Genomic DNA, 24,627 nt, shown 5'->3' with positions numbered 1-24,627 from the left:
AAGAAGACGGTGCAATGCTCACGGGGTTTCGGATTGCACATGTGTGCATGAATACGGCGTGCGGCGTGTGATGCAATCGCGTGTCAGCGTTGTTGAATGTCGGCTGACATATCTCGGACTTACTGCCGCAACGATTCCAAGGACTTTGTCAGAAAGTAAGCCATCACGGCACATGTGCCCTAGGGCACTGTTGTTCATTCGAATGGCAGGGGGCTCTTACTTTTTGACATTTCTCCCAAACCTGTTGTGGCAGTAGGATCGATGGCGTCAGACTTGATCGTGACATACGGTTGACTTGTCACGTAGAGGAAAACTGGAGGCGAAACGTGGATCCGTTGTCGTTGGGAGCTGTTCCATCGGAAGGAGACCGAATCGAGGCTCAGCGATTGGATACAGCCCTCCGTGAGGATCGGACTGGTGAACTGGTCTTGAGTGGAGAGGTCGACCTCGTCGTCATTGATGCGCACCGTTTCGGTGGTCTCGACGGGATGCGTGGCCATCCAGTGCATGTGCGCATTGGATATAACCCAAGCCAGAAGCTGAAAAGAACGCCACCCGGTTGCCGGTTGCTGACATACCACAAGCATCTTATCGGTTTTATTGACAACGAGGAACTGTTGCAATTGGATGATGTCCTACGACGCAATGGCCTGCACATGGTCGTCAAATGCCTGCCATCGTATGACGGATCCGCGTGTTTGTTTGTGCCCCCCTCTCGAGACGCTTCGAGAATTGTCCCGTGTGATCAGACTCCATCGAAAATGGCCATTGCCTGCTTCATTACTCAAAAGACAGTTCATGGCGGAGCGCGAGTATGCCAGAATCCAACGGAACAAATGCTCGTTAACCTTGACGTTCACCGATGCGCGACGAATCCCCCATTTCGTCGTTTCTCACCCATTTTGGTCCGGTCGCTGCCATGTGGTCGAACAATTGCCCGATCCCGGGGTGCGCCGTGCCCCGATATGCAGGTTGATGTCTTCATTTGGTTGCAATGAGGTACTATCCGCGAAACGCCGCGGCGATACCAGGGCCAATATCCCCTTTGCGTTCCTGCATCGTTATCGAGCAGAGCCGTTGGATGTCGTGTGCGTGGCTGTGCTGCCGGCTGGACGTCGCAAGCCTCTTGTCAGAATCGCGATAGCGCCCAGTTCTCAGTCAATCTGATGTTCATTGGACCACCTATCCGCAATTCTTGCGGTTAAAGCTCATTTTCCCGTGTCGACGACGTATACCCCATGGCGTCACAGCAACTGGGATCACGAAATTCGTTTCTTGATCCCCCGAGACGACATCGGAGGTAACCGAATGCTATCTGAAAACGAATTCTTGCAGGGGGACTGCGCCATCCTTCTCAAGCCGTTACCGCGGCTTGAACCCCTACCGCCGTATCCAGGTATGCTACGTAAGCTATGCACGCTGCTGTCCGGGGTGTCCTGCACGACCGATGCGTTTGACAATGACTGGCTAATCATTTCTCCGGACGGTCGTCGAATCACCGTCCCGAAAACCGATGCGGGGTTTCCCGTGTGCTCGCCCGGCGCGGCGCTGGCGATGGCCGAATTGCGCGTGACGATGGGTGGTGGCCCCCTCGCATTCGCCATTCAGGAAGGCACTGGTAGGCTCTGGCATCGTCGTGTGGAAAACGGGAAAACCATGTTCCATCCCATCGCCAGTATCGAAGCGGAGTTTGGAATCCCTCTTTCCGATCATCTTTCCGGCATCGACGAGTTCGTGCGACGTGCCGTGGAACGGGTTCCCGGGGCGCGTCTGGTACTAGGGGTGAAATTCGCCAACCAAGGTTTTGCGCGCACCTATTGCGGCGGAGGCAGTAGGTCGCGCACCACGATCGTCAACCCCGACGACCCCCGATTCAGCATGATCTGGTCGCTCGATCTGTCTCACATCAGCTATTGCAACGAGCGTGTCAAGCGCTTCCAGCATATGGCCCACTTGATTGTGGACGAAAAGACGACCGCCGAAGTACTGGCTCGTTCCATAGCGGCTCCGGTTTGTCAGCCCTATATGCATGGGGCTGCGTTTTTCACCGGCCCGGGCGGCAACGGCAAGGGTCTGACCATTCAAGCCATCGCCGCATTGTATAAGGGGTTGGCCTCGCCGTTCAATCTGGCATCCCTGCTGGGGGTGGCACGCTCGTCATCCACCACGAACGACCAAGCCTCGGTCGGTCTGCTGACCGGATTGCTCGCCTATGACAGCGATGCGGTCAACCCTGGACAGGGACTTGTTGAGAACCTCAAGAAGGCCACGGCGGGTGAGACCCTGTCCATGCGACTGCTCAAGCAGAACGTCTCGAGCAATACGGTGACCGCGTTCATGATCATGGCTACGAATCGGAGCAGCACTCTGCCGTCCACTCCAGAGTGGAAACGACGTATTTGGAATGTTCCGTTTCGCTCCGACACCACTGAGGAAACGGTTCTGCGGTGGGCCGAGTATCTGGGTGACGGCACGAACCCGGACGATGGCGTCATTGACGCGCTCATGGCCGGTGCCGTGAGCTTCGCGTACGGGCATCCCGACCCCGTGGTCGTCAACCGGTTGACGGAGGGATTGACTCTGTATGGGCAAACCGTGCGAGATCTGCTCATGTCGTGCGCGCCTTTGGGCGCTGACGGGCTGCCTGACAGGCCTCGTGTGCCTGTGTCCTGCTCGGTGCTGAAAGATCTTCGCGTTGGGGAGAAGGAGCGCGCGGACCAACTGTCCCTGATGGGATTGACCACGGCCAGCAAACGAGACGTGCACGGTGACGGCCGTACCAGGCAGGTCATTTGCATTAAGGACGCACGGCGATTCGAGCCGTTCGCCGACGAGTGGCGCAAACAGGACGCGGCAAACCGCCGTGAGCAGATCATCGAGGACGAGACCAAGGCGGAATTGGTTGGCAAGGCTCGCGGGCTGCTGCTTGATGCAAAGCCCCTTATGGGGTTGGACACGACAGCTCAGATACGAACGGTGCAGAGCATACCGGAGATGGATGGATGGATACTCACGCCCAATGAAAACCAGTGGGACGGCAAGGATGAAAAAGGGATCCGTGCGCATTGGCAGGATGATGAGGCTATTTGCAATAGCCTGCGGTCGTACGATCCGGCTGGCGTGCCGGACAAATATGGGTTCTCGGCGGGCTTAGGACTGATTATCATTGATTGCGACGCCCCTAAAGACAAGAAATCCTATCCGGAACATGGTGTTGATACCCTCGCGAAGCTTGGGATCACACTTGACGATCTGAGAACGCTCGCATTTCGTTCCATGCATGGTGTTCACCTCGTCTACCGCATGCCTGCGGATTGGATCGGCAGAGTCAAGGCGTCCACCCATGTACATGGAACCAATGTTGATTTGCGTCCCGGTCATAAAAGCTATGTTGTCGGACCCGGTTCCCATTGGGTGAGCCGGAAGGGTACCCAGTGCAACTATCCGGGCATCATCATGCTGCCACCGGAAACTCTTATAGATTCAGCCGATGAATCCTCGCAGAAGGAGCGTCGCATCCCGCTATTGCCCGCGTCGATCGCCGAGTGGATCGCATCCGATCCCAAGTGTCTCGAAAAGCCATCTATTCCCGAGGCGCCGCGCCCAGCTCCGGTCAATCATGACGATGGGAAGAGGAACGATGGTTGGCATGTCGACATTCCTCCTATGGGACCCGGCGCCACGCATGACGCTGCTCGGGACACCGCTATGAAAATCGCGGGGATCGCGGCTAAGTACAATTGGTCGGATGCGCGGCGCGACGCCGAAATGGATCGGCTGCGCGCCGCCGTACCGGCTTCGCACGATCCGCAGGACACGGAACGCGTGATCTCTTCCGCGATTCGCAAAGCCTCCGGTCGTTGAGAGCAAAAACGGTGATCGGGCGAGGAAAACTAAGACTGCCGTCGTGCGATATGTTACGAAATGCTATCAGCACGACGGCAATACCTCGCATCGATTTGCCCGGTGAGGGGGATGGTGGGTTGGAGGTTTTCCCGGTTTGGGTAGAGGAATCCGGCGGTCAACTGGCTTAACCGGTTGGTGAGTACGCCCGCGTTACCGGCGTTGATCTCGCCGGGCTGCAAATCCACCGTCAAATCCGATAGCAGCCGGTCGTACACGTGTCGTGTCCCGTCGGGCATGCTGACGGAGCGTATGTCCACGATCGGGTCCGTGATGTCGGGCCGATACTCCCGTCGGCTCATGGACAGGCAGAATGGTTGGATGGCGGTCATGATCTCGTCGAACGCACCCGGATTCGGCTCCCACGAATACACGACACCCGTCCGCCAATTTCTGGCCCCCGCATGGAACCAAGCCTCCCGATACCGGGTGATTGACGCGCCCAACGCTTGGCCGCCGTCAATCACATGGATTTCCGCCCACAGATTCTCCAAACTTTTCGGCACGGGCGTGCCCGTCAACCCGATGATCCGCTTCATGGTTCGCCGGCGGCGTTTGAGAATCCGGAACCGTTGGCTGCGGGGATTCCGGTACGCGCTCAGCTCATCCACAATCAGCCCGGTCCACGGCCACACGGTGACGTGCGCATCCAACCATGGGAGGCATGCCGATGATATCAGCGTCACATCCGGCAAGCCCGCCCGTTGGCAGGCGGCCAACCGTTGCCGGACGGGCACACCCAAGGATTGGCGGGACAACTGATGGTAGGCCGCCCACTTGTCCAGCTCCCGCTCCCACGTGTGCTGGCGGATCAGTTGGGCGGGCACCACCACCAGCCACTTCAATCCCTCCCCGCGTCGCCGGCACAAGTCCATGACCGCGATGCTCGTCAACGTTTTACCCAACCCCATGTCCAAAAACAGGCCGCAATGCGAATGGTGGAGCGCGAACCGGACGGCCGTCTTCTGATACTCGGTTAAAGGACTCGTCATACGCATCGGGTATGCGTCCATTCGACGTGCGAACACGGGTTCCGACCGGAAACCCGGGGCGACACGCCGACATTCCAGCACACGCCCAAACACTCTGAACCCGCACCATTGCAACGATCCCACCGTCATACGCCGTCAACCCGCCCACCCTTGTCAGGGGTGGGGGACGCATTCACGTGAGCAACACCACCGAAAAGACGGGCTGCCGGGGATGATCACACAATGGGCTCCCACGGCCTGTCAACCCGGCGAGCCGAATACAATAGCAACCCACGACACCCAAGGAAGGACGGAAGAGAATCATGAGGAACACTCTTCGCAAACCCCTCGCGACGATCACGATGATCACCGCGATCGGCATGCTCACCCCCGCCACCATCATCCCCACGGCCTACGCGAACGACAACACCACTGTTACGGTCGCCGCCGACCAGCTCACCCAAGCCCAAGCGAAGCTTGACGCCGCCAAACAGGACGTCAACACCAAACAGGCAGCCGTCGACCAGGCCACCAAAGAATACGATGATGCGAAAACCGCATACGAGCAAGCCCTCAAAGACAACCAGGGCAGCGGCGCTTTGACACCCGAACAGCAGGCCGCACAAACACAATTGGCAAAAGGCTTCTACGGGTTCCTCCAACAGGAAGGCTCCCCAGCCGCCAAAGACCTCATCACCAACGACCCCACATTCAAACAATGGGTGCAGGACAACAACGTCAACCTCAGCAACGTGGGTGCCAACAGCAGCTTCAGCTTCGACAACGTGAACAAATCCCTCGACCTGATCGACAACACCAATGAGGTCCGGCAGGCCGAAGGCCAGACCACGGTGACCGTCACCGACTATCTCATGGCTGGCGCAGCCATCTCCAATGAGAAAGTCATCAAGAACTACGCGCACACCAACGCGCCCTGGGCCGGCTCCGAAAACATCGCCGATGGTTGCGGTGTTCAGTCGGTCGAATGCTGGGCCAACATGGAGAAAAAGTATTTCGACCAGTACGCGCAATCCGACAGCGAACTTGCCGCACACCGCTACGACTCCTACTGGGTGTACGTCAACCGTCCCGACATCTACGAGGGCAACGGCAACTACATGACCACCGGTCACTACCTCAACATCATGGACAAGAACAACAAGAGCGTCGGAGTGGGATTCGGCCAACATCCAACCGGATATCAGGATTTCACCACTGATACCACGACGCAGCAGTTCCGACGTGACGAAAAGGGCACGGCATACACCGTCGCCGAGTTCCGTGCGAAGCTGAACGCGTACGTGTCGAAGCTCAAGGAGCAGGCCGGCTCCACCGGCAACCAGACCGAGGTCGACAACGCGAAGAAGAAGCTGGACGAAGCCCAACGAAAACTCGACCAGGCCCAACAGGCGTTGGACGCGGCCCAGAAGACGCTGGAGCAGGCGCAAAAGGAATACGACGAAATCAAGAACAATCAGGGAGGCCAGCAGCCCGGCGGCGACACCGACAAGCCGACCGGTGACGGTACGAGCGTGTACAGGCTGTTCAACCCGTACATGACCCAGGGCACCACCCACCTGTACACCACCAGCAAAACCGAATACGATCATCTCCAAACCCTCGGCTGGAAGGGCGAGGACATCGTGTTCCACGCCGCCAAATACGCGTCCAGCAGCCCCGTATGGCGACTCTACAACCAGTACGACGGCTCCCACCACTACACCACCAGCATCGACGAATACCAGCACTTGCAGGACGTCGGCTGGACTGGAGAGAAAATCGCATGGTACGCGCCCGATCAAGGCAGGGACGTGTACCGCGTCTACAACCCGTACACCGGCGAACACCTGTTCACCGCCGACCACGCCGAAGCGCTCAAACTCATCAACATCGGCTGGACCGACGAAGGCATCGCCTTCAAAACCAACTGACCACAACAGTTCAGTCAAGTGAGGTGGCCCCTCCCCGAACGCCTGGGGAGGGGCCACCTCACTCAACCCGCTTGCTCGCAAGATTCACATGCGAACAAGGGTCAGCCGACTACTCCACGCTATGGCGACGCTTGCGGGACACCAGAGTCATGGTGATGCTCGCGCCGGCGATCAGCACGATCGCCACGCCGATCAGCACGCCCATCGTCGTACCGGTCTGCGGCATTTTCGCCAGCACCTTCGGAACGACCGTGACCACACGATGCTCCGTGGTCGTGTTCCCGGCCTTATCCGTCACCGTGTACGTCAACTCGTACTTGCCGGGCTTCGACGGGTCAACGGTGCCGGTGACCGTGATCTTGCCGGTCACATCACCATCCTCCCGGTCGGTGCCGGTCACATTCTCCATGGGATCGAACTTGTCGCCCACGGTGATCTGCTTGTCGTCCGTGCCATCGATCGTCGGAGGAGTGTTCTGCCACACCGCATACCAGGTTTTCGTATCACCGAAATTCACGGTGACCTTATCACCCGGCTGCTTGGATGGCGTGGTGGCCTTCGGATCCTCAGCCCAGCCCAAAAACACGCGGCCCGTGTAGGTTGGCTTCTGAGCGGGGATCGTGAACTCCTTGCCGCCGCCCGGCTGGCCGGCCGCGGTCTCACCCTTCGGAGCGTTCTCACCGCCGTTGGGATCATACTGGATGACCGCATCCTTGTCGGCGCTCCACACGGCGTACAGTGTGACCGTTTTGCCGTAGTCGACCGACAGTTTGCTTGACGGCTGCGTGGTCGCGGTCGTGGCTTTCGGATCCTCAGCCCAGCCGAGGAACTTGTGGCCCGCCCACGTGGGGGTTTGCGCGGGGATCGTGAACTCCTTGGCGTCTCCCGGCTGACCGTTCGCGGTCAACGCGTTGGGCGCGTTCTGACCGCCGTTCGCATCGAACTTGACGGTGGCGGGCTGGTCGGCCTGCCAGACCGCGTACAGCGTGGTCGTGTCGCCATAGTTCACGGTGATCTTCGCGCCCGCCTGCACGGTCGGCGTGGTGGCTTTCGGATCCTCGGCCCAGCCGAGGAACTTGTGGCCCGCCCGCGTGGGCTGCGTGTTGGACACGGTGAACTCCTTGGATGCGCCCGGAGTGCCGGTCGCGGATTCGGCTTGGGGAGCATCCTGACCGCCGTTCGCATCATAGTTCAACGTGGCGTCCATGTTCTCCACCCACACGGCGTACAGGGTTTTCGTGTCACCATAGTTCACGGTGACCTTGCCGCCCGGCTGCACGGTCGGCTTCGTGGCCTTCGGATCCTCAGCCCAACCCAGGAACTTGTGACCCTCCCATGTTGGGGTTTGCGCGGGAATCGTGAACTCCTTGTTTCCGGTGGTGCCGGTTTCCGACAGATCACCGGGCGCGCCCGTACCGCCGTTCGGGTCGAAGTGGACGACCGCATCCTTGTTTTCCTGCCAGACCGCGTACAGCGTGATGGTGTCACCATAGTTCACGCTGACCTTATCACCCGCCTGATAGGTTGGCGTGGTGGCGTTCGAATCGGTGGCCCAGCCGAGGAACTTGTGGCCCGCCCACGTGGGCTGCTGGTTGGACACGGTGAACTGCTTCGCTCCGGTGGTGCCGGTCGCCGACTCGCCTTGGGGTGCGCCCTGACCTCCGTTCGCATCATACTGGAGGTTCGCGTTCGCGTTCTCCTCCCAGACCGCGTACAGGGTGGTGGTGTTCCCGTAGGCGACGTTCACCGTGTCGCCGGGCTGATGGTCGGCCGTGGTGGCCTGCCGGTTCTCAGCCCATCCCTTGAACACGTGCTTCGCCCACGTGGGCTTGCCGTTGGGGATGGTGAACGTGTGCGTGCCGCCCGGCTGGCCGGCCGCGCTTTGCGCCGCGGGCGCGCCGCTACCACCGTTGCCGTTGAACACGAGGCCCGCGTTCGCTTCCTTCTGCTGCCAGACCGCGTACAGGGTGACGGGCTGGTCGGCGGACACGCGCACCGTGCTGCCGGCCTGATACGTGGCGTTGGTGGCGGTGGAACTGGTGGACCAGCCAAGGAACGTGTACCCGTTGCGCGTGGGCTTCTGAGCGGACACGGTCGCGTTCATGGTGCCGCCCGTCGTGTTCGACGTCTCCCAATCAGCGGGCGCGCCACTGCCGCCGTTCGCATCATAGTGCAAACGGTAATCGTAGGTGGTTTCGGCCGGGCAATCCCAAATGGCGTACAGCGTGGTGTTCGACTGGATGTTCATGGTCTGACCCGGACGGTACGTCGTACCCGTGCCGGACGAGCTTGTGTTCCACGCTTGGAACGTGCACTGGCCGCCCGCATTGCTCTTCGAGAAACCATTCTGGGAGACCGTCAGGAACGAATCCTGCGGAACCGTCTGGCTTGGCACGCTGCCCGTACCGCCATTGCCGTTATACGTCAACGTGACATTCTGAACATTGTCTCCAGGATTATCTTTCACAAAGAACAATCCGACGCCGGCGACATTGTGCCCGTAATTGTCACTGTTGATGCTGGTTCCGCCGCAGGAGACGGTTGCCTGACGTCGAATGTCATCGGCGTTCCCGGATTGTTCGGATGGCTTGGTGTCAAAAAGCAGGGTCGCAAAGCACGAGGTGCCTTTGGTGGCTTTGAATTTGCCGGTGGTGCCTAACGGTGGGTAGGGGGGACGGTCTTCAGGCATTGAATTGCTTTTATCTCCCGCAGCAAGCACGATCCAGTAATCATCGTTCAAGGTGAAATACAGGTTCGCGCTGCCGTTGCCACGCCAGTCATCACCGCCACGGTTGATGGCGAAACGTGAATTGTTGCAGAACATGCTAATGATTACATTGTTCTGACTGTTCACGGATGGGGAGGAATAAGAGGCGGGAATAGGCGCGGAGCGAGCATCCTGCCATGTTTGACCTTTCCAGAAGTCGATGGCTGCGACGCTGATGCTGGTGACCGGGCTGGTCACACCGGAATCCGCGCAACTAGCCACCGGCATGATGCCCGCGTCCGGATCAGTGGTGACACTATCAACCATGCTGGCTTGCGCGGGAAGAACCATACCACCCAACAGGGTGGCGGTGGCGAGCATCGCGCCCACAATCGACGTGAGCTTGCGTTTCAACCCGAAACCTCCCTTCCAAGTCCGGGGGTTAGTTGAATCATGTTGGTTCATGATCATTTCCTTTCTCTAACTATTTGGCGGAATGCCTGCCGTAGGGCAGTAGCTTGCGTTCCCTGCGGGTCTGCCAGCCGGTCCAACCCGTGTAGCCGATCGAACAGGGCAGGGTGGCGACCGCGCTCAACGTGAACCAGTCGCCAAGAATCGGGTTGCCACGCTCTGCGTCCCGTTCGAACGGGGCGACATCCGGCATGGACGCGCGTACTCCCGACACGATGAGACGTTTCGTGTTCACCCCATACGGCCAACACGTCAACAGGGTCACACGATCCTCACCACGGACAATCGTGAGGCTACAAGGGCGTAGCGTTCGAGGAGTACGCCGCCTGACATGACACCGACGACAAGAAATGTCGGTTAGGATGACCTTGATCATGGTCATAATGGTCGGTTGGAGCGGACGGTGCCCTGTCGTGGATTCAGGGCGGGCGAGCCGTGCTATCCATGGGTCAATGTCGGCACTGGTGATTTGCCGTCGACTGGCCACTCGGCGTGCCGCGGTTTGCTTTCCCAAAGCCGGTCCGGGAAAACTGGCTAACGCAGGGTTTTGATGATCTTGCATAGTCCTTCGCTGTCCGACTCGAACGACGAAGGAGAATTTCCATGACGCCACAAAACAAGGAGCGTATGCTTCAGGCCCCGTTGGCTGATCGTCTTACCCTGACCATTCCGGAAGCAGCCGTGCTGTCCGGTTTGCCGGTCAAGATCGTGCGTGCGGCCGTCCTGAATGATGACCTGCAGAGCTTCACCGTGGGCAGTATGACGAAACGGGTGAAGCGCACCGACTTGGACGACTGGATCCGCACCCTGTGACTTGGTGATTTCTCCTCGGATATCGGTGTGGCGAAAGGCTACCCTTTGGCTACCCATGTATACTGGAGTCTGTCGGATGGCAAGCGGCAGTAGGCGGGAAGCCGATGGTCAGGGCCTTGCAAGTGTTCAAGTTCAAAGTGAGCAAGAAGTGACGGTGCATCCCCGCTGATGCTTGCATCCCGGGCCCCGCCCTTCTGGCAGCAGGAGGGCGGGGCCCGTTGTTTGGATGCCATGTGACGGTCAAGTGCGGCATGAAGCCGGTCTTCGGGTCGAAACATAGATCGTCGTGATATACAAGTTGCATGAAAATATAATCATTTCGGTGTAAAATGATAGACAATGAAGTAAAGGAGTTGACATGAGCATACAGATTGCCACTCGTGTTGATGATGATCAGGCGGCGATGTTCAAGGAAACCGCAAGACGTCTTGGCACTACACCGTCAGATGTGCTCCGTATGTTCATCAGCGCCTTCAACGAGCACCGTGGTTTCCCCTACGACGTGCGTCTGACGCGGGAGACTCAGGAGAATGCGATGCCTTTTGACTCCGAGCATGAAGCCACCGAATACGCAAGCCGGCTTGCATTGAGACTGTCCGATGAAACGAGGTGAGATCTGGACGCTGTAGGCCGACGGGTACGCCAGCAAACCCCGACCGGTGGTGCTGGGCTTGATGTGACGGCTTCCTCGCAATCGGCTCCGGACCCCTATGCGGACCATGGCTGCGATTCCCGTACCATACGGCCTACAGTGGAGACATCGCAAGTGGAGACATCGCATGGCCGGCGCGAAGGGCCATGGCAGTGATCCGAAGGGAAGGCGCATATGAGCGAGCAAACGGAACCGGCCCTTGGTGCCGAGGATCTGAGGCGGTTGCGCGAGGCGGCGGCGGGCAATGACGTCGAACCCGAGCCGGGACGCCGGGGCGGTGGTCTGCGTCTCAACGGCAAGGGCTTCGAGGACATCATCTTCAGCCATTGGGGGCCGAATCCGAACAAGCTGCCGGCCGTGCGCAGTCCGCTGGCGGACGACGCCGCCAAGCATCGCGCCGAACTGGCCGCCAAACTGCCGGGGGAGCGGTTGGTGATTCCCGCCGGCGCGGTCCGACATCGCACATGGGACACCGACTTCCTGTTCCGCACCGGCACCGCGTTCGCCCATATGACAGGCTTGGGCCGCGACTTGGAGGCCGACGCCGCGCTGGTCATCGATCCGGTCGTTGCCGCGGATGGCGGTGTTGGACACCGGGCCGCGATCTTCCTCGAACCGGCCATTGACCGCACCAATCCGCGCTTCTTCTCTGATTCCAAGCACGGCGAATTCTGGGTGGGCCCGCGTCCGCTGCCGGCCGATTTCCACATCATGACCGGCCTTGAGATCCGGAATATGACCGAATTCGAGGACGCCCTGCGCGCGGGCGCTGGTCCGGACGGCATCCGCATCCGCGTGCTGCGCGGCTACGATCCGCGGATCGACGCGACGGTGGACCGTGTGCGCGAGGAAGTGGGGCTTGGGGACGCGGCCGCCAATCGCGGTGTGGACGCCGTGCTCGAGCAGAGCTCCGACGAATGCCGCATCATCAAGACCCCGCGCGAACTCGACGAAATCCGCAGGGCCGTGGTCGCCACCGAACGCGGATTCGAGCGCGTGGCGGACGTGCTGCCCATCGCGCGCAAGGTCAAGCGCGGCGAGCGACTGCTTGAGGCCACGTTCACGCACTCGTGCCGCTATGAGGGCAACGGCATCGCCTTCGGCACCAATGCCGCGTCCGGCCCGCGCGCCACGATTCTCGACTACCACGCCAACGATCATGCGCTCAGGGACGGCGATCTGTTCCTGCTCGACGCGGGCATAGAGCTCGACTCGCTGTACGCCGCGGACATCACGCGCACCATGCCCGTGGGCGGCCGGTTCACGCCGGCCCAGCGGCGGGTCTACCAGGCCGTGCTCGACGCCTCCGATGCGGCGATCGAGGCGGCCAACAAGCCCGGCGCGGTGTACAGCGACATGCTGCACGCGGCGCTCGAATCCACCGCGCGTTCACTCGCGGACATGGGCATCCTGCCGGTGAGCGTGGAGGAGGCCCTCAGCCCGGACGGCCACCAGCATTACCGTTGGCTGTATCACGGCACGGGCCATCATTTGGGCCTCGACGTGCACGATGCCTACCGTTCGCGCAACGAGCTGTACGCGGACGCGCCCCTGCGCCCGGGCATGGCGTTCACGCTCGAACCGGGTCTGTACTTCGACGCGGCCGACGAACTCGTGCCGCCGGAATACCGTGGCATCGGCGTGCGCATCGAGGATGACCTGATCGTAGGTGAGGACGGTGTGACGCGTCTGGTGAGCACCTTCGCCCGCACGCCCGACGAGGTGGAGGCATGGCTCGCGGCGCACGAGCCCGAAGACTATCTGCCGAGCTTCCTCGAGCACGAGGCCGAATGCGCGTGAGCCGTGGCCGCGTGATCCGCGTGAGCCGTGGAGGGCCCGCGCATTGTCGGCTCCACACGGCAAGGTGAGGGCTATGCAAGAAACCCTATCCAAGCTCGACCTGTCCGCCTTCGACCGGATCGCCGTGTGGTACGGCATGCTGCCCGCCGCGGCGAAAAGCGTGATCACCATCGCGGTGGGCGCGGTATTGGCCTATGTGGCGTTCAAAGTCGTCATCAGGATCGTCAAAACCGTGCTGCATGCGGTGATCGCGGCCGTGCTCGCGTTCCTCATCGGCACCGTGCCGGGTAATCTGATCCTGAGCCGGACCTTCGACCGCGTGGAGCAGCAGGTCGGCCCGTCCATCAGCCAGATCGTCAACCGCTGAGCGATTCGCTTCGCCGGTCCGCTTCCACGTCAACCCGATTCCCAGCCAATTCACGATCAACCCATTACCGGAAAGGATTGCCATGCAACAGCAACAGTATGTGTGCGCCAAGTGCGGATGCCGCGAATACGACAGCGACCAGTTCCAGGCCACCGGCGGCGAGTTCGCCAAGCTCTTCAACGTGCAGAACAAGAAGTTCATCACCGTCAGCTGCCGCGACTGCGGGTACACCGAGCTGTACCGCGCCCAGACCAGCAGCGGCATGAACGTGCTCGACTTCCTCGTCGGCTGACCATGGCCGCTCCCGATCTGGACATCCGCGTATACGATCGCGCGCCCCGCGCCGCCCGCGAGATCAGGCTCGAGGCGTTCACGTCGCTGGCGGATGTACGGCCGGAGTTCGACGAGTGGGACGAAACCGGACCGGCCGTGCATCTGCTGGCGTTCGCGCGAGCCGACGCCGTGGATGCCGAGGGTGCCGTGGATGCCGATGGTGACGCTGACGCCCAACCCGTCGCCACCTGCCGTTTCTATGCCGATTGCGATCATCCTGATCAGACGGGTCGCTACGTGATCGCGCGCCTTGCCGTGACCCCGCGTCTGCAGGGCCGTGGCATCGGCGGCCGTTTGCTGGACGACGCGGAATCCCGCATTCGTGCGGCGGGCGGACGGCTTGCGGCGGTGCATGCCGATCGGGGCATGTTCGCGTACTACGAGCGCCGTGGCTATGAGCGCACCGCGGAGATGTACGATGGCGGCACGCACGGCTGGCTCGTCAAGCCGCTGGTCTGAGACCGAGACGCCTGGCGCGCCGCCGGCGCCTGATCACACCGCCGAAGTCCGGGCGCACCGCCCGTACCGATTATGAAAGGACCTTTTCATGCAGCGACCGATCATGACCTCACCATCATTCCTACGCATCCCCTCGGCGCCCGCCACCGCCTCCGAAGCCGATCTGGCCGTCGCGCGCGATCTTGCGGACACCCTCGCAGCACACGCCGAAGCCTGCGTGGGCATGGCCGCGAACATGATCGGCGTGTCCAAGCGCATCATCGTGTTCGCCGACGAGGCGACCGGCCGCGCGATGACCATGTTCAACCCCGTGATCATCGCAAAGGCAGAACCGTACGGCGCCGAGGAGGGCTGCCTGTCCTTGGATGGCATGCGCGAGACCACGCGGTACCGGCGCATCACCGTCACCTACCAGGACCGCCGCATGCGCGAGCACACCGCGAAATTCGAGGGCTTCACCGCGCAGATCATCCAGCACGAGGTCGATCACTGCGACGGCGTGCTCATCTGATCGGACTTGCCGACCATATTGTCGATTCGTGTGGTGGTTTTTGCCGGATGATTATATAGCCGGACCGCCATTCCGCCATTTTTCGGCGGTTTTATCTGCTCCGGAACTGCGGAACCACCACACGAATCGGAAATATTCTGCTTTCAGTACCTGGGCACCGGGGCGGGAGGCTCCAAACCGGTCTTCTCGTGCATATCCGAGGAACGGTACTGCATGTCCAGCGCCGCCACGGCCCCATCGGCCACCGCGGTGACCACCTGGCGCAGGTCCTTGGCGCATACGTCACCCGCCGCATAGATGCCCGGCACGTTGGTGCGCTGCTTGGAGTCGACGATGATGTAGCCGCGGTCGTCGCGCTCCACGAATCCGTCCACCAGCGTGGTGTTGGGCACGAATCCGGCGAACACGAACACGCCGAACGCGGTGCCGCGCGGCGTCCGGTACTGGATCACCTCCCCGGTGCGCCGGTCGCGCAGCTTGGCCCAGCGCAGATCGTCATCGCCGCCCACGGCGAGCATCTGCGTGTTGAACCGCACCGAGATCTTGGGGTGCTTGAGCGTACGCTCGGCCACCTGCGACGCGCAGGTGAAGTGGTCGGATCGCACGAGCACGGTCACATGGCTGGCGAACTGCGTGAGGTAGACGGCTTCCTCGGCCGCCGAATACCCGCCGCCGATCACGAACACGTCGTATCCGTTGAACACGTTGCCGGCGGACGTGGCGCAATAGGCCACCGCCCCGCGTCCGGTCCATTCCTCCTCGCCGATGAACCCGGCCTTGCGAGGCACCGCGCCGGTGGCGATCAGCACGTTGAACGCGCGCACCACGCCGGCGGACGTGGCGACGGTCTTGATGTCCCCCTCCGGTGCGATGAGCTGCACCTTGGCGTCCAGAAACTCCGCGCCGAACATGGCGGCCTGCCGGTGCATCGATTCCGCCAGCCACTGTCCCGTCGCCCGCTCGATGCCCGGATAGTTGCGCACCTCGCTGGTGAGCGTGATCTGCCCGCCGTACGATCCGGCCTCGATCACCAGCGCCCGGTATCCGGCGCGCGTCAGGTAGATGGCCGCGGACAGTCCGGCCGGGCCGCCGCCGATGATAACGGTGTCGTACAGTTCGCCCTCCGCATCCTCTCCGGCCAGGGGCGTGGGGGAGAGGGTGGGCAGCGGCACCAGCGGTGATGACGATGACATGGTTGGCTCCTTCCGGGCGCGACGGCGGGGGAGACGGGCGTGGCCCCCGATCGCGCCGATGATGGGGCTGATCGTAGGATGGCGTCGTTTCCCGCATCTGACGGCTGTGTAACGCCGGTGTGGCGTGGTTGGCACGCGCTGCGCCGATGGGACCGCCGATGGGCCGCCGGTGGACCGCTGGTGGATCACCGATGGGCCCTGCGCGGTGGTATGTCGCGCCTTTGAATGGGGTTTCGTTGCGGTATGGTTGCACCGGATGACACGTTAGGGAGGGAATGATGATGTATGCGATGATCCGCCGTTGGGTGGCGTTCCTCAGGCCGTACCGCGTCCCGCTGTCCGCGAGCGTCGCCTCGCTGGCCGCAATCGCGCTGTGCCTGGGCCTGACGAACATGGTGACCGCGAACGGACGGCACGGCGAGGCCCAATCGGTGGCGGCGGCCCCTGTGGTGGAGCTCGTGGAATTGGACCGTTCCTCCGCGCCGGCGGTGAATGCGGCCCTTGCCGCGAAGCAGGCGCGCGAGCCGCTGATCGCCAAGGTCCGCGCCAACTGGCGCGAGCCTACCGGCACTCAGCCCGACCTGAGCCAGTACTCGGACATCAGCGTGGACGTGAGCCTTGCCGACCAGATGGTCTACGTCAAGTCCGCCGGCAAGGTCATCTACGAGATGGTCGCCAGCACCGGCATCAACGACAGCACGCCCCACGGCACGTTCCGCACCAACGGGGCGGGCGGCGACCACTTCTACACGCCGTACGATCACATGGGTGCCGACTACTGGACGCGCATCACCGGCGTCTACCTGTTCCACTCGGTGCCCACCGGTTACGATGCGGGCGACTACATCGAATCCGAGGCCGTCAAGCTCGGCCAGCCCGCATCGCATGGCTGTGTGAGGCTCACGGTGGCCGACGCCAAGTGGATCCACGAGCAGCTGCCCAAGGGCACTCCGGTCACGATCGGCTGAGCGCGTTCTGCGGCGCGTTGCGCGTGTGACGGCGCCGCGTGCGGCGTCGTCGGGGTCGGGGCTGGCGCCGCTGGGCGGGCGAGTGTGAAAGCATAAAAAACGGGCCGCATCGAAAAGGGAAACGATGCGGCCCGTGGGGAAACGTTAATCAACAAAGAGTTGAGATGTGCGGGTCGGTGGCAGTCCGACCACGCGGGGCGACGACGAAGGGGTCGTCGCATATGTGGAAGTAAAAGAAGTAAGCAATAAGCAGTTAAGTTTTTGGTCGAGCCTTGCGGCCCTGATGAGATGAACTCAGTTGTGCTTGCGCATGACGCGCTTGATGGCCTTCAGGATGCCCTGGGCCATAGCGTAGTTGGCGACGCTCGGGTCGTTCATGGCGATGCGCGAGCGAAGAATGGCGTTCATCATTTCATCATTAGTCATGATCTGTCCTTTCCTCGATCGAAGCGTTTCGCTTCGTCTTTGTGCTGACAGTTGTCATGGTAGAAGACTTGGCCCGTCGAGGACATGCCGCGTTGATCGCATCTTTTATATAATCATCTGCTACACTATTGGAAGTGTTATATTGTCGTAACAATCGGGAAGGGCGAGGATAACGATATGGCGGTTGTCGACGAATCCAAGCTGCGGTACCTCGAGTTCATCCAGCGCGAGGACCGCGTACGGCACCACACCTATGTGCAGGAGATGCGGCAGTACGATCTCATGAAGGCGGGCGACCCCGAGGCGATTCGCGAAAGCGTGCGCATGTGGGATTCGGGCCTGTACGGGCATGTGTCCGACGATCCCGTGCGCAACGCCAAGTACCTGTTCGTCACCTCCATCACGCTGGTCACCCGCTTCGCGATCGAAGGCGGCATGGACGAGGAAGATGCCTACAACGCCTCCGACCTGTACATCCAGGACATGGACCACTGCGCCACCGTGGACGAGGTGCGCCGACTGCACACGGACATGATGACCTTCTTCACCTGGGCCATGGCCGACCTATCCAAACAGGACGTGCAGTCGCGGCCCATCGCCGAATGCCTGGACTACATCCACTACCATCTGCACGAGAAGATCACCGTGGCCATGCTCGCCGACCATGTCCAGCTCAACCCCACGTACCTCTCCGAGCTGTTCAAGCGGGAGGTGGGCGTACCCGTCTCCCAGTACATCACGGACCGTCGCATGGAGGCCGCGTGCAACATGCTCAAGTACTCGCAGTACTCCCTTGCGGAGATCGCGCAGATCCTGGCCTACCGGTCGCAGAGCCACTTCACCAAGGTGTTCGGCAAGGCGGAGGGCATGACCCCCAAGGAGTATCGGGACCGGTACGCGAAGACCGGCATCTGGCCGGAGTGACGGGACGGTGGAGCTCGGCGATGGGCTTTGGCGCCGGGCTTTGGCGGCGGGGTGGCGGCCTGCGGCGGCCCGCGGTGACGTCCGGGTGAATTCTTCCCTCCGCCGGCGTGAACGGGCGCGGCGGGACATGCGCGGCGCGGCGCGATCGACTACGTTGTAATCAGTACACAGAACGAGAATAGGAACAACATCATATGGGAATGCCCCTTGACATGTATGTGATCAGGCACGGCGAATCCGAAGCGAACGTGATCGTCGAAGCGGGTGAGCAGGGCGACAACTCCCTGTACACGCAGGACAACGTCACCGTCCCGGACCGCTCCTGGCGACTCACCGCCACCGGCCGCAAGCAGGCCGATTGCATCGGGCGCTGGCTGGTGGCCCAGCAGCAGCTGTTCGACCGCTACCTCGTCTCGCCCTACGTGCGCACGCGCGAGACCGCCGCGACCATGGCCCTGCCCAAGGCCCGGTGGGAGGAAACGCGCGCGCTGCGCGAACGCTCCTGGGGCGAGATCAACACCATCACCAAGGACGAATTCAAGAACAACTACAGCCGCAATTGGATGTTCAAGGCCACCGATCCGCTGTACTGGCGACCGCCGGCAGGCGAGTCGATCGCGGACGTGTCCGAGAACCGCGTCCACAACCTGCTCACGTCCCTCAACCGCAAGTCCGACGCCGAATCCGTGGTGGCCGTGACGCATGGCGATTTCATGCTCGCCCTCATGCTCACGCTCGAGGACCTGTCCGACGAGGAGTTCCTGCGCCGCGCGGATGCCCCTGAATGGCGGATCACCAACTGCACCTGTCTGCACTACTCCCGCCGCGATCCGAACACCGGCCGCACCTCCAAGCGCGTGCGCTGGGAGCAGACCGCCCGGCCCGTGTACGTGGAGGAGACCGGCCGATGGGAGGTCAAGGTGGAGCCGTGGCGCGAGTTCCAGCGCCCGGTCATGTCCAACGGCGATCTGGTGGACGTGGTCCACGCTGTCGATCCCCACTTGGATCTGTAGGTTGGTTGGCCGGGTCCGTCGGAACGTAGCGACGGGCCCGGCAACGTAGAACGCAACACCCCGGAACCGCGGACAGGCTACAATGGCCTGCGAAGCATGCGCGGAAAGGCAGAGTGTACGCGGATCCGCGCCTGAGAGAAAAGCGAGGAGACGCAGTTGTCCAATCTGTTTTCCTGGGGTTTGCACGGCGACGGCAAGACCCTGGCGCCCGGCGAGGTCGTCGAGCCTGATGAGCGCCTGACGTGGGGCCGCACGGCCGGCATCGGCGCGCAGCATGTGATCGCCATGTTCGGCGCCACGTTCCTGGTGCCGATCCTGACCCATTTCGACCCGTCGACCACCCTGTTCTTCACGGCCATGTCGACGGCCCTGTTCCTGCTGATCAACAAGAACAAGCTGCCCAGCTATCTGGGTTCGTCGTTCGGCTTCATCGCGCCGATCAGCGCCGTGGCCACCGCCGGCAAGGGCATCCCCGTGGCGAGTTTCGGCATCCTGGTCACCGGCCTGCTGCTCGCGCTGGTGGGCGTGGCCGTGCACTTCGCCGGCGCCAAGTGGATCGACATCATCATGCCGCCGGTCGTCAACGGTGCCATTGTGGCGATCATCGGCTTCAATCTGGCCCCGAGCGTGTGGTCCAACTGGCAGAAGGGCATGGACACCGCCCTGGTGACCCTGCTGGCCGTGCTGCTCATCGCCGTGCTGTTCAAGGGCCTGATCGGCCGACTCAACATCCTGCTCGGCGTGCTCGTGGGCTATGTGTACGCCTGCTTCCGCGGCCAGGTGGACTTCTCCGCCATCGGCGAGGCAGCCTGGATCGGCTTCCCGCGCTTCCACACCCCGCAGGTCGACTTCTCCATCCTTCCCATGTTCGTGCCCGTGGTGCTGGTGCTCGTGGCCGAGAACGTGGGCCACGTCAAGTCCGTGGCGCAGATGACCGGCCGCGACTACGACGGCCAGATGGGCACCGCTCTGTTGGCGGACGGTCTCGGCACCGCGATCGCCGGCTTCGGCGGCGGCTCCGGCACCACCACCTACGGCGAGAACATCGGCGTGATGGCGGCCACCAAGGTCTACTCCACGGCCGCCTACTGGTGCGCGGCCGGCTTCGCCCTGCTGCTGAGCCTATGCCCCAAATTCGGCGCGGTCATCAACACCATCCCCTCCGGCGTGCTCGGCGGCGTGACCACGCTGCTCTATGGCATGATCGGCATGATCGGCGTGCGCATCTGGGTGGAGAACAAGGTCAACTTCGACAAGCCGCTCAACATCATGGTCGCGGCCATCGTGATGATCATCGGCATCGCCGACTTCACCTTCGCCGTCCAGGGCGTGCAGTTCAACGGCATCGCCATCGGCACCATCGTCGTGCTCGTCGCCTACCACGGCCTCAAGGCCATCGGCAAGGCCACCGGCACGATCGACAAGAACGATCCGGACATCCTGTAGACGTCCTTTCGTCCATTCACGTGCGTAAACCCCCGCTGGGATGCTCTCAGCGGGGGTTTACGCACGTGAAACGGACAGAGCCGGAATCAGAGCTGCGCGGCGAACTCGGAGGCGGCTTCGGCCAGCTGCTCGTCGGACAGGTTGTTGACGTCGGCCACGATGAACGGCTTGACCCAGGTGGCGCCCACGTGGTGGACCATGGTGGCGAACGGGCTGAGCAGCTCGTCCATGGTGACATGGTGCTTGCCCTCGGGCGTGTAGGAGTCGGCCGGCGATCCGGTGGAGACGGCCACCTGGAACTCCTTGCCGATCAGCTTGTGCGCGTTGCCGTACGCCCAGTCCGGCGTGAGCACCGTGTCCTCCCACTGCTTGAGCAGGGCGGGGGAGCTGTACCAGTAGAACGGGAAGAGCAGCACCACGCGGTCGGCGGCGTCCACGCGGGCCTGCTCGGCCTCCTTGCCGACGTTGAACTGCGGGTACTCGGCGTACTCGTCCACCACGGTCGCGCCGGCGGCCTTGGCGGCCTCGGCCAGCGCCTTGCCGATGCGGGACGTTTCATTGAACTTGGGGTGGAATGCCAGAACGAGTGTGGACATGGCTGACTGCTCCTTATGGTTGCGGTTATGGGTCGTTGCGGCCGGCATGTCATGGCAATTGCCAAGCCGCGGTCTTCCGATCCCAGCTTAGGTTCCGATCGTATGATGCACGGGAATTGCGCCGCACAATGGACAGGTCTAACCGGTTCGATAGGCTGGCTGCCAATCGGGCGTGCGTGCGGCAGTGGCGCCTTTCCGCCTGCGCACGATCGATTGGCAATCAGACGCGGACATGCAGGGAGGCGGCCATGAGGTATTCGGACGGCAAGGCGATCGCGATCGTGACGGGCAGCGCGATGGGACTGGGCTATGAGCTGACGCGCGGGCTGATCCGCCGCGGCTGGTTCGTCGCGGGCGTCGATTTCAACGAGGAACGCCAGCTCGAGCTGGCCAAGGAGTTCCCCGCCGACTCGTACCGCGCGTTCGTGGGCGATGTGTCCGACGAGATCTTCGCCAAGAGCACGCTGTCCGACATCGCCGGGACCGGCCATGTGGATCTGCTCATCAACAACGCCGGCCAGCCCTCGTTCAAGGCCCCCGCCGACTACGTTGCCGCCGATGTGGACAAATGCCTCAAGGGGCTCAAGGGCATGATCCTGTGGAGCGTGGAGACCCTGAAGGCGTGCGGGGAGCAGGACCTCAAGATCGCCAACGTGATGAGCACCGCCGCCACGCGCGGCAATGCGAACGAATCGGTCTACTGCGCCGCCAAATGGGGCGAGAAGGGATACACCCAGAGTCTCAAGGCCGCGTACAAGGGCTCGAGCGTCAAGGTGGTGGGCGTCTACCCCGGCGGCATCGACACCGACTTCTACCGCGAAAGCCACGACTACGTGTCCACGGAGAAGCAGCACACGTTCATGGACGCGGGGGAACTGGCCGAGGTGATCCTGTTCAACCTCGTCAATGAGGCGAATCTCACGGTTTCGGACATCCTGATCGAGCGCAACTACCGCTGAGCGGGTGCGCGGGTTGCGTGCGGTCGTCGAAATGGTGGCGGTTTGAGACGCAGAGCGGTGTGCGTGTGTCTCAAACCACCACCATTTCCAGTAGTGGATGCGAATTGAGACGCAGGAGGGGGCTTTCGTGTCTCATTTCGCGACCAAACGCGGAAGCGGATGCGGTTTGAGACACGGACAGGGCCTCCTGTGTCTCATTTCGCCACCGAATGCAGAATTGGGTGCGGTTTGGGACGCAGGGGAGCGCACATGTGTCTCGTTTCGCCACCATTTCCGGTAGTGGATGCGGTTTGAGACGCAGGGAGGCGCCTCACCGCCGCCCGGGCCGCCCTCCGTTCATGAACGCGGCGATCCGGCGTGTGACCGCCCTTGGCAGCGCCCGCTCGGCGAACGCCCCGGCCGCGCACGTCAGTCCATGGTAGCCCAGCACGCGCCTGCGGCTCATCCTCCGCCACGCGAACCGGGCCAGGGCCGCCGCGGTGGCGGGCCGGGTCATCGTGAAGAAGTTCCGGCCGGACATGCGCGCGGCCTTCTCGAAACCGGTGGTGGTCGGTCCGGGGCACACGGTCGTCACGGTCACGCCGGTGCCGCGCAGCTCGTACGCCACCGCCTCGCCGAGCGATCGGACGAAGGCCTTGGACGCGAAGTACATGGCCATGTACGGCCCGGCCATCATCGAGGCCACCGAGGAGATGTTGAGGATGCGGCCATGCCCCTGCGCGCGCATGTCCCGCCCATAGCGGTATGTGAGTTCGGCCACGGCCTCCATGTTGACCCGCATCATCGCGCGCTGGCGTTCCCAGTCGGCATTCAGATACACGGTCCAATCGGCGAAACCGGCGTTGTTGACCAGTGTGTCCACCTTGTAGCCGTGGGCGTGCGTGTAATCGTACAGGCGCTCCGCCGAACCCGGCTCGGCCAGATCGACTGCCACGGCTGCCACATGCACATGGAAGTCCCGCTCGATCGCGCCGGCCACGGCCTCAAGCCGGGATTCGCTGCGTGCGGTGAGGATCAGATCGCGGCCCTCCCGCGCGGCCAGCAGCGCCAGCTCGCGTCCGATGCCGCCGGTCGCCCCGGTGATCAGCGTGTATGCCATCGCAATTCCCCTATGACTCGACGCCTATGCCTCGACGCCGAAGCCGGAATCGTCCATCCAGCCCCGGTTCATCATCTCGCTGTTGAACGCGAACACGCCGGCACCCTGCGCGGGCAGCACGATCATGCCGCCGTCGCCGTGATGCCGGGCCACCCCGTCCAGCGCGGCCGATGCGGCCTCGGACGCCGACTGGCCCGCGAAGCGCATGCGATCGGCCACCTGATGCGCGGCCACCTCCTTGACGAACGCCTCGCCGATGCCGGTGCAGGAGATCGCGGCCGAATCGTCCGCCGCATACGTGCCGCAACCCGGCAGCGGGGAATCGCCCACGCGGCCCGGCAGCTGGTTCGTGATGCCGCCCGTGGAGGTAGCCGCCGCCACATGGCCCTGCGCATCGCGCGCCACCGCGCCGATCGTCCCATGCTTCTCCCACACATCGCCGCCGGTTTGCGCATCGGCCAGCGACTGCCTGCGGGCTTCGGTGATGAAATACTGCGGATCCTCGGTCTCCACGCCCCATTCGTGCAGCTGCGCGTCGTCCGGATGCGCGAACAGCACATGCTTGGTGAGCTCCTTGACCGCGCGGGCCGCGTCGATCGGATGGCGGGCCGTGGTCACACCGGCCACCGCGCCCACCTCGCCGTCCTCACCGGTCATCAGGCAGGCGTCCATCTGCGCCTTGCCCTGGCTGGTGAGCGCCGCGCCGCGGCCCGCATTGAACTCCTCGGCGTCCTCCATCACGTGGATCGCCGCGCACACCGCCTCCGTGGCGGGTGCTCCGGCGGCCAGCAGCGCCCAGCCGGCGTCCAATGCGCGCTTGAGATCCCGCCTGACCTGTTCGCGGCGCTCCGACGTGGAGTGCTTGCCGTACGATCCGGCGCCCCCGTGGATGAGCAGCAGCGGGCCCGAGGCCCCTCCTACGGTTTCCCGAACGACGATCGACGATTCGGCCTGTGCCATGACATGATCCTTTCCCTGGCTGTTATGCGGCAAGTCTAGCCGCGCCGCGCGGCGACGATGGCCGACGTGTCACATGCCTGATCCCCTTATAATGATTCGGCCCCGGTGGACGGCCGGGGAACAAA

General features: G+C 62.5%; 23 protein-coding genes and 1 pseudogene. 15 read left to right on the top strand and 9 right to left on the bottom strand.

The genetic code is table 11. From position 1 onward, the window contains the following. Positions 1 to 194: 194 nt before the first annotated feature. Entirely contained in the window at positions 195 to 509 is a 315-nt protein-coding gene (locus EMO90_RS03535; protein ID WP_150353108.1) for a hypothetical protein, read from the bottom strand. A 799-nt stretch (positions 510 to 1,308) separates the two neighbouring features. Here EMO90_RS03535 and EMO90_RS03530 point away from each other — a divergent pair. After that, complete coding sequence (locus EMO90_RS03530; RefSeq protein WP_150353107.1) at positions 1,309 to 3,864, top strand: hypothetical protein; 2,556 nt, start codon at positions 1,309 to 1,311, stop codon at positions 3,862 to 3,864. A 53-nt stretch (positions 3,865 to 3,917) separates the two neighbouring features. Here the strand turns inward: EMO90_RS03530 and EMO90_RS03525 are convergent, their stop codons facing one another. Further along, a complete protein-coding gene (locus EMO90_RS03525) occupies positions 3,918 to 4,895 on the bottom strand; it encodes an SNF2-related protein (protein WP_190971909.1) in 978 nt (325 codons plus the stop codon). Positions 4,896 to 5,197: 302 nt separating this feature from the next. On the opposite strand from EMO90_RS03525, the gene EMO90_RS03520 reads away from it, so the two are divergent. Then, a complete protein-coding gene (locus tag EMO90_RS03520) occupies positions 5,198 to 6,805 on the top strand; it encodes a CAP domain-containing protein (protein ID WP_150353105.1) in 1,608 nt (535 codons plus the stop codon). 109 nt (positions 6,806 to 6,914) lie between these two features. Here the strand turns inward: EMO90_RS03520 and EMO90_RS03515 are convergent, their stop codons facing one another. Further along, the gene (locus EMO90_RS03515) at positions 6,915 to 9,200 is read right to left on the bottom strand and encodes an InlB B-repeat-containing protein (protein ID WP_223849648.1); all 2,286 of its coding nucleotides are present in this window, start codon (positions 9,198 to 9,200) and stop codon (positions 6,915 to 6,917) included. On the opposite strand from EMO90_RS03515, the gene EMO90_RS12335 reads away from it, so the two are divergent. Continuing rightward, positions 9,108 to 9,464: a hypothetical protein gene (locus EMO90_RS12335; RefSeq protein WP_223849651.1), complete on the top strand. Its 357-nt coding sequence runs from the start codon at positions 9,108 to 9,110 to the stop codon at positions 9,462 to 9,464. The two genes, EMO90_RS03515 and EMO90_RS12335, sit on opposite strands and share 93 nt — an antisense overlap. Positions 9,465 to 10,137: 673 nt before the next feature. Here the strand turns inward: EMO90_RS12335 and EMO90_RS12330 are convergent. Further along, positions 10,138 to 10,275: pseudogene (locus tag EMO90_RS12330) on the bottom strand (class C sortase); the annotation flags it as partial. A 311-nt stretch (positions 10,276 to 10,586) separates the two neighbouring features. On the opposite strand from EMO90_RS12330, the gene EMO90_RS03505 reads away from it, so the two are divergent. From EMO90_RS03505 to EMO90_RS03475, 7 genes are all read left to right on the top strand, one after another. Then, entirely contained in the window at positions 10,587 to 10,796 is a 210-nt protein-coding gene (locus EMO90_RS03505; RefSeq protein ID WP_223849639.1) for a helix-turn-helix domain-containing protein, read from the top strand. Between the two features lie 358 nt (positions 10,797 to 11,154). Beyond that, entirely contained in the window at positions 11,155 to 11,409 is a 255-nt protein-coding gene (locus tag EMO90_RS03500; protein ID WP_150353102.1) for a type II toxin-antitoxin system RelB/DinJ family antitoxin, read from the top strand. Between the two features lie 213 nt (positions 11,410 to 11,622). Next, positions 11,623 to 13,248 carry an aminopeptidase P N-terminal domain-containing protein gene (locus EMO90_RS03495; RefSeq protein ID WP_150353101.1) on the top strand — a complete coding sequence of 542 codons (1,626 nt, stop codon included), beginning with the start codon at positions 11,623 to 11,625 and terminating at the stop codon, positions 13,246 to 13,248. Between the two features lie 73 nt (positions 13,249 to 13,321). Further along, positions 13,322 to 13,615, top strand: coding sequence for a hypothetical protein (locus tag EMO90_RS03490; protein ID WP_150353100.1), 294 nt, complete (start codon positions 13,322 to 13,324; stop codon positions 13,613 to 13,615). A gap of 82 nt (positions 13,616 to 13,697) precedes the next feature. Then, positions 13,698 to 13,907: a zinc ribbon domain-containing protein gene (locus EMO90_RS03485; protein ID WP_150353099.1), complete on the top strand. Its 210-nt coding sequence runs from the start codon at positions 13,698 to 13,700 to the stop codon at positions 13,905 to 13,907. A 2-nt stretch (positions 13,908 to 13,909) separates the two neighbouring features. Next, positions 13,910 to 14,407 carry a GNAT family N-acetyltransferase gene (locus tag EMO90_RS03480; protein WP_150353098.1) on the top strand — a complete coding sequence of 166 codons (498 nt, stop codon included), beginning with the start codon at positions 13,910 to 13,912 and terminating at the stop codon, positions 14,405 to 14,407. An 88-nt stretch (positions 14,408 to 14,495) separates the two neighbouring features. Continuing rightward, positions 14,496 to 14,918, top strand: coding sequence for a peptide deformylase (locus EMO90_RS03475; protein ID WP_150353097.1), 423 nt, complete (start codon positions 14,496 to 14,498; stop codon positions 14,916 to 14,918). A 143-nt stretch (positions 14,919 to 15,061) separates the two neighbouring features. On the opposite strand, the gene EMO90_RS03470 is transcribed toward EMO90_RS03475, so the two are convergent. After that, complete coding sequence (locus EMO90_RS03470) at positions 15,062 to 16,111, bottom strand: FAD-dependent oxidoreductase (RefSeq protein ID WP_150353096.1); 1,050 nt, start codon at positions 16,109 to 16,111, stop codon at positions 15,062 to 15,064. A 275-nt stretch (positions 16,112 to 16,386) separates the two neighbouring features. Between EMO90_RS03470 and EMO90_RS03465 the strand changes: the two genes are divergently transcribed. Beyond that, positions 16,387 to 17,079 carry a L,D-transpeptidase gene (locus EMO90_RS03465; protein WP_190971906.1) on the top strand — a complete coding sequence of 231 codons (693 nt, stop codon included), beginning with the start codon at positions 16,387 to 16,389 and terminating at the stop codon, positions 17,077 to 17,079. Positions 17,080 to 17,373: 294 nt separating this feature from the next. Here the strand turns inward: EMO90_RS03465 and EMO90_RS12580 are convergent, their stop codons facing one another. Next, positions 17,374 to 17,505 carry a hypothetical protein gene (locus EMO90_RS12580; protein WP_263390664.1) on the bottom strand — a complete coding sequence of 44 codons (132 nt, stop codon included), beginning with the start codon at positions 17,503 to 17,505 and terminating at the stop codon, positions 17,374 to 17,376. A 177-nt stretch (positions 17,506 to 17,682) separates the two neighbouring features. Between EMO90_RS12580 and EMO90_RS03460 the strand changes: the two genes are divergently transcribed. The 3 genes from EMO90_RS03460 (at position 17,683) to EMO90_RS03450 (ending at position 20,888) form a co-directional block, all read left to right on the top strand. Beyond that, entirely contained in the window at positions 17,683 to 18,429 is a 747-nt protein-coding gene (locus EMO90_RS03460; RefSeq protein WP_150353095.1) for a helix-turn-helix domain-containing protein, read from the top strand. Between the two features lie 194 nt (positions 18,430 to 18,623). After that, positions 18,624 to 19,442, top strand: coding sequence for a histidine phosphatase family protein (locus tag EMO90_RS03455; protein ID WP_150353094.1), 819 nt, complete (start codon positions 18,624 to 18,626; stop codon positions 19,440 to 19,442). Positions 19,443 to 19,598: 156 nt separating this feature from the next. Next, positions 19,599 to 20,888 carry a uracil-xanthine permease family protein gene (locus EMO90_RS03450; protein ID WP_150353093.1) on the top strand — a complete coding sequence of 430 codons (1,290 nt, stop codon included), beginning with the start codon at positions 19,599 to 19,601 and terminating at the stop codon, positions 20,886 to 20,888. 86 nt (positions 20,889 to 20,974) lie between these two features. Here EMO90_RS03450 and EMO90_RS03445 read toward each other — a convergent pair whose 3' ends face one another. Next, positions 20,975 to 21,484, bottom strand: coding sequence for an NAD(P)H-dependent oxidoreductase (locus EMO90_RS03445; RefSeq protein WP_150353092.1), 510 nt, complete (start codon positions 21,482 to 21,484; stop codon positions 20,975 to 20,977). A gap of 248 nt (positions 21,485 to 21,732) precedes the next feature. Here EMO90_RS03445 and EMO90_RS03440 point away from each other — a divergent pair, with 248 nt between their 5' ends. Beyond that, entirely contained in the window at positions 21,733 to 22,443 is a 711-nt protein-coding gene (locus EMO90_RS03440) for an SDR family NAD(P)-dependent oxidoreductase (protein WP_150353091.1), read from the top strand. Positions 22,444 to 22,753: 310 nt separating this feature from the next. Here the strand turns inward: EMO90_RS03440 and EMO90_RS03435 are convergent, their stop codons facing one another. Continuing rightward, positions 22,754 to 23,542: an SDR family NAD(P)-dependent oxidoreductase gene (locus EMO90_RS03435; protein ID WP_150353090.1), complete on the bottom strand. Its 789-nt coding sequence runs from the start codon at positions 23,540 to 23,542 to the stop codon at positions 22,754 to 22,756. 24 nt (positions 23,543 to 23,566) lie between these two features. After that, entirely contained in the window at positions 23,567 to 24,502 is a 936-nt protein-coding gene (locus EMO90_RS03430) for an isoaspartyl peptidase/L-asparaginase family protein (RefSeq protein WP_150353089.1), read from the bottom strand. Between the last annotated feature and the right edge of the window lie 125 nt (positions 24,503 to 24,627).

Origin of the sequence: Bifidobacterium vespertilionis (genome assembly GCF_008698145.1) — a bacterium.
GTDB lineage: Bacteria > Actinomycetota > Actinomycetes > Actinomycetales > Bifidobacteriaceae > Bifidobacterium > Bifidobacterium vespertilionis.
The sequence above is the reverse complement of the archived record's forward strand: the minus strand, read 5'-3'. Positions and strand labels throughout refer to the sequence as shown.

Excerpts from the sequence above, each read along its gene's own strand:
- EMO90_RS03535 (WP_150353108.1), bottom strand. The coding sequence starts at position 509 with ATGCACTGGATGGCCACGCATCCCGTCGAGACCACCGAAACGGTGCGC.
- EMO90_RS03530 (WP_150353107.1), top strand. The coding sequence starts at position 1,309 with ATGCTATCTGAAAACGAATTCTTGCAGGGGGACTGCGCCATCCTTCTC.
- EMO90_RS03525 (WP_190971909.1), bottom strand. The coding sequence starts at position 4,895 with ATGACGAGTCCTTTAACCGAGTATCAGAAGACGGCCGTCCGGTTCGCG.
- EMO90_RS03520 (WP_150353105.1), top strand. The coding sequence starts at position 5,198 with ATGAGGAACACTCTTCGCAAACCCCTCGCGACGATCACGATGATCACC.
- EMO90_RS03505 (WP_223849639.1), top strand. The coding sequence starts at position 10,587 with ATGACGCCACAAAACAAGGAGCGTATGCTTCAGGCCCCGTTGGCTGAT.
- EMO90_RS03500 (WP_150353102.1), top strand. The coding sequence starts at position 11,155 with ATGAGCATACAGATTGCCACTCGTGTTGATGATGATCAGGCGGCGATG.
- EMO90_RS03495 (WP_150353101.1), top strand. The coding sequence starts at position 11,623 with ATGAGCGAGCAAACGGAACCGGCCCTTGGTGCCGAGGATCTGAGGCGG.
- EMO90_RS03490 (WP_150353100.1), top strand. The coding sequence starts at position 13,322 with ATGCAAGAAACCCTATCCAAGCTCGACCTGTCCGCCTTCGACCGGATC.
- EMO90_RS03485 (WP_150353099.1), top strand. The coding sequence starts at position 13,698 with ATGCAACAGCAACAGTATGTGTGCGCCAAGTGCGGATGCCGCGAATAC.
- EMO90_RS03480 (WP_150353098.1), top strand. The coding sequence starts at position 13,910 with ATGGCCGCTCCCGATCTGGACATCCGCGTATACGATCGCGCGCCCCGC.
- EMO90_RS03475 (WP_150353097.1), top strand. The coding sequence starts at position 14,496 with ATGCAGCGACCGATCATGACCTCACCATCATTCCTACGCATCCCCTCG.
- EMO90_RS03470 (WP_150353096.1), bottom strand. The coding sequence starts at position 16,111 with ATGTCATCGTCATCACCGCTGGTGCCGCTGCCCACCCTCTCCCCCACG.
- EMO90_RS03465 (WP_190971906.1), top strand. The coding sequence starts at position 16,387 with ATGATGATGTATGCGATGATCCGCCGTTGGGTGGCGTTCCTCAGGCCG.
- EMO90_RS12580 (WP_263390664.1), bottom strand. The coding sequence starts at position 17,505 with ATGACTAATGATGAAATGATGAACGCCATTCTTCGCTCGCGCATCGCC.
- EMO90_RS03460 (WP_150353095.1), top strand. The coding sequence starts at position 17,683 with ATGGCGGTTGTCGACGAATCCAAGCTGCGGTACCTCGAGTTCATCCAG.
- EMO90_RS03455 (WP_150353094.1), top strand. The coding sequence starts at position 18,624 with ATGGGAATGCCCCTTGACATGTATGTGATCAGGCACGGCGAATCCGAA.
- EMO90_RS03445 (WP_150353092.1), bottom strand. The coding sequence starts at position 21,484 with ATGTCCACACTCGTTCTGGCATTCCACCCCAAGTTCAATGAAACGTCC.
- EMO90_RS03440 (WP_150353091.1), top strand. The coding sequence starts at position 21,733 with ATGAGGTATTCGGACGGCAAGGCGATCGCGATCGTGACGGGCAGCGCG.
- EMO90_RS03435 (WP_150353090.1), bottom strand. The coding sequence starts at position 23,542 with ATGGCATACACGCTGATCACCGGGGCGACCGGCGGCATCGGACGCGAG.
- EMO90_RS03430 (WP_150353089.1), bottom strand. The coding sequence starts at position 24,502 with ATGGCACAGGCCGAATCGTCGATCGTCGTTCGGGAAACCGTAGGAGGG.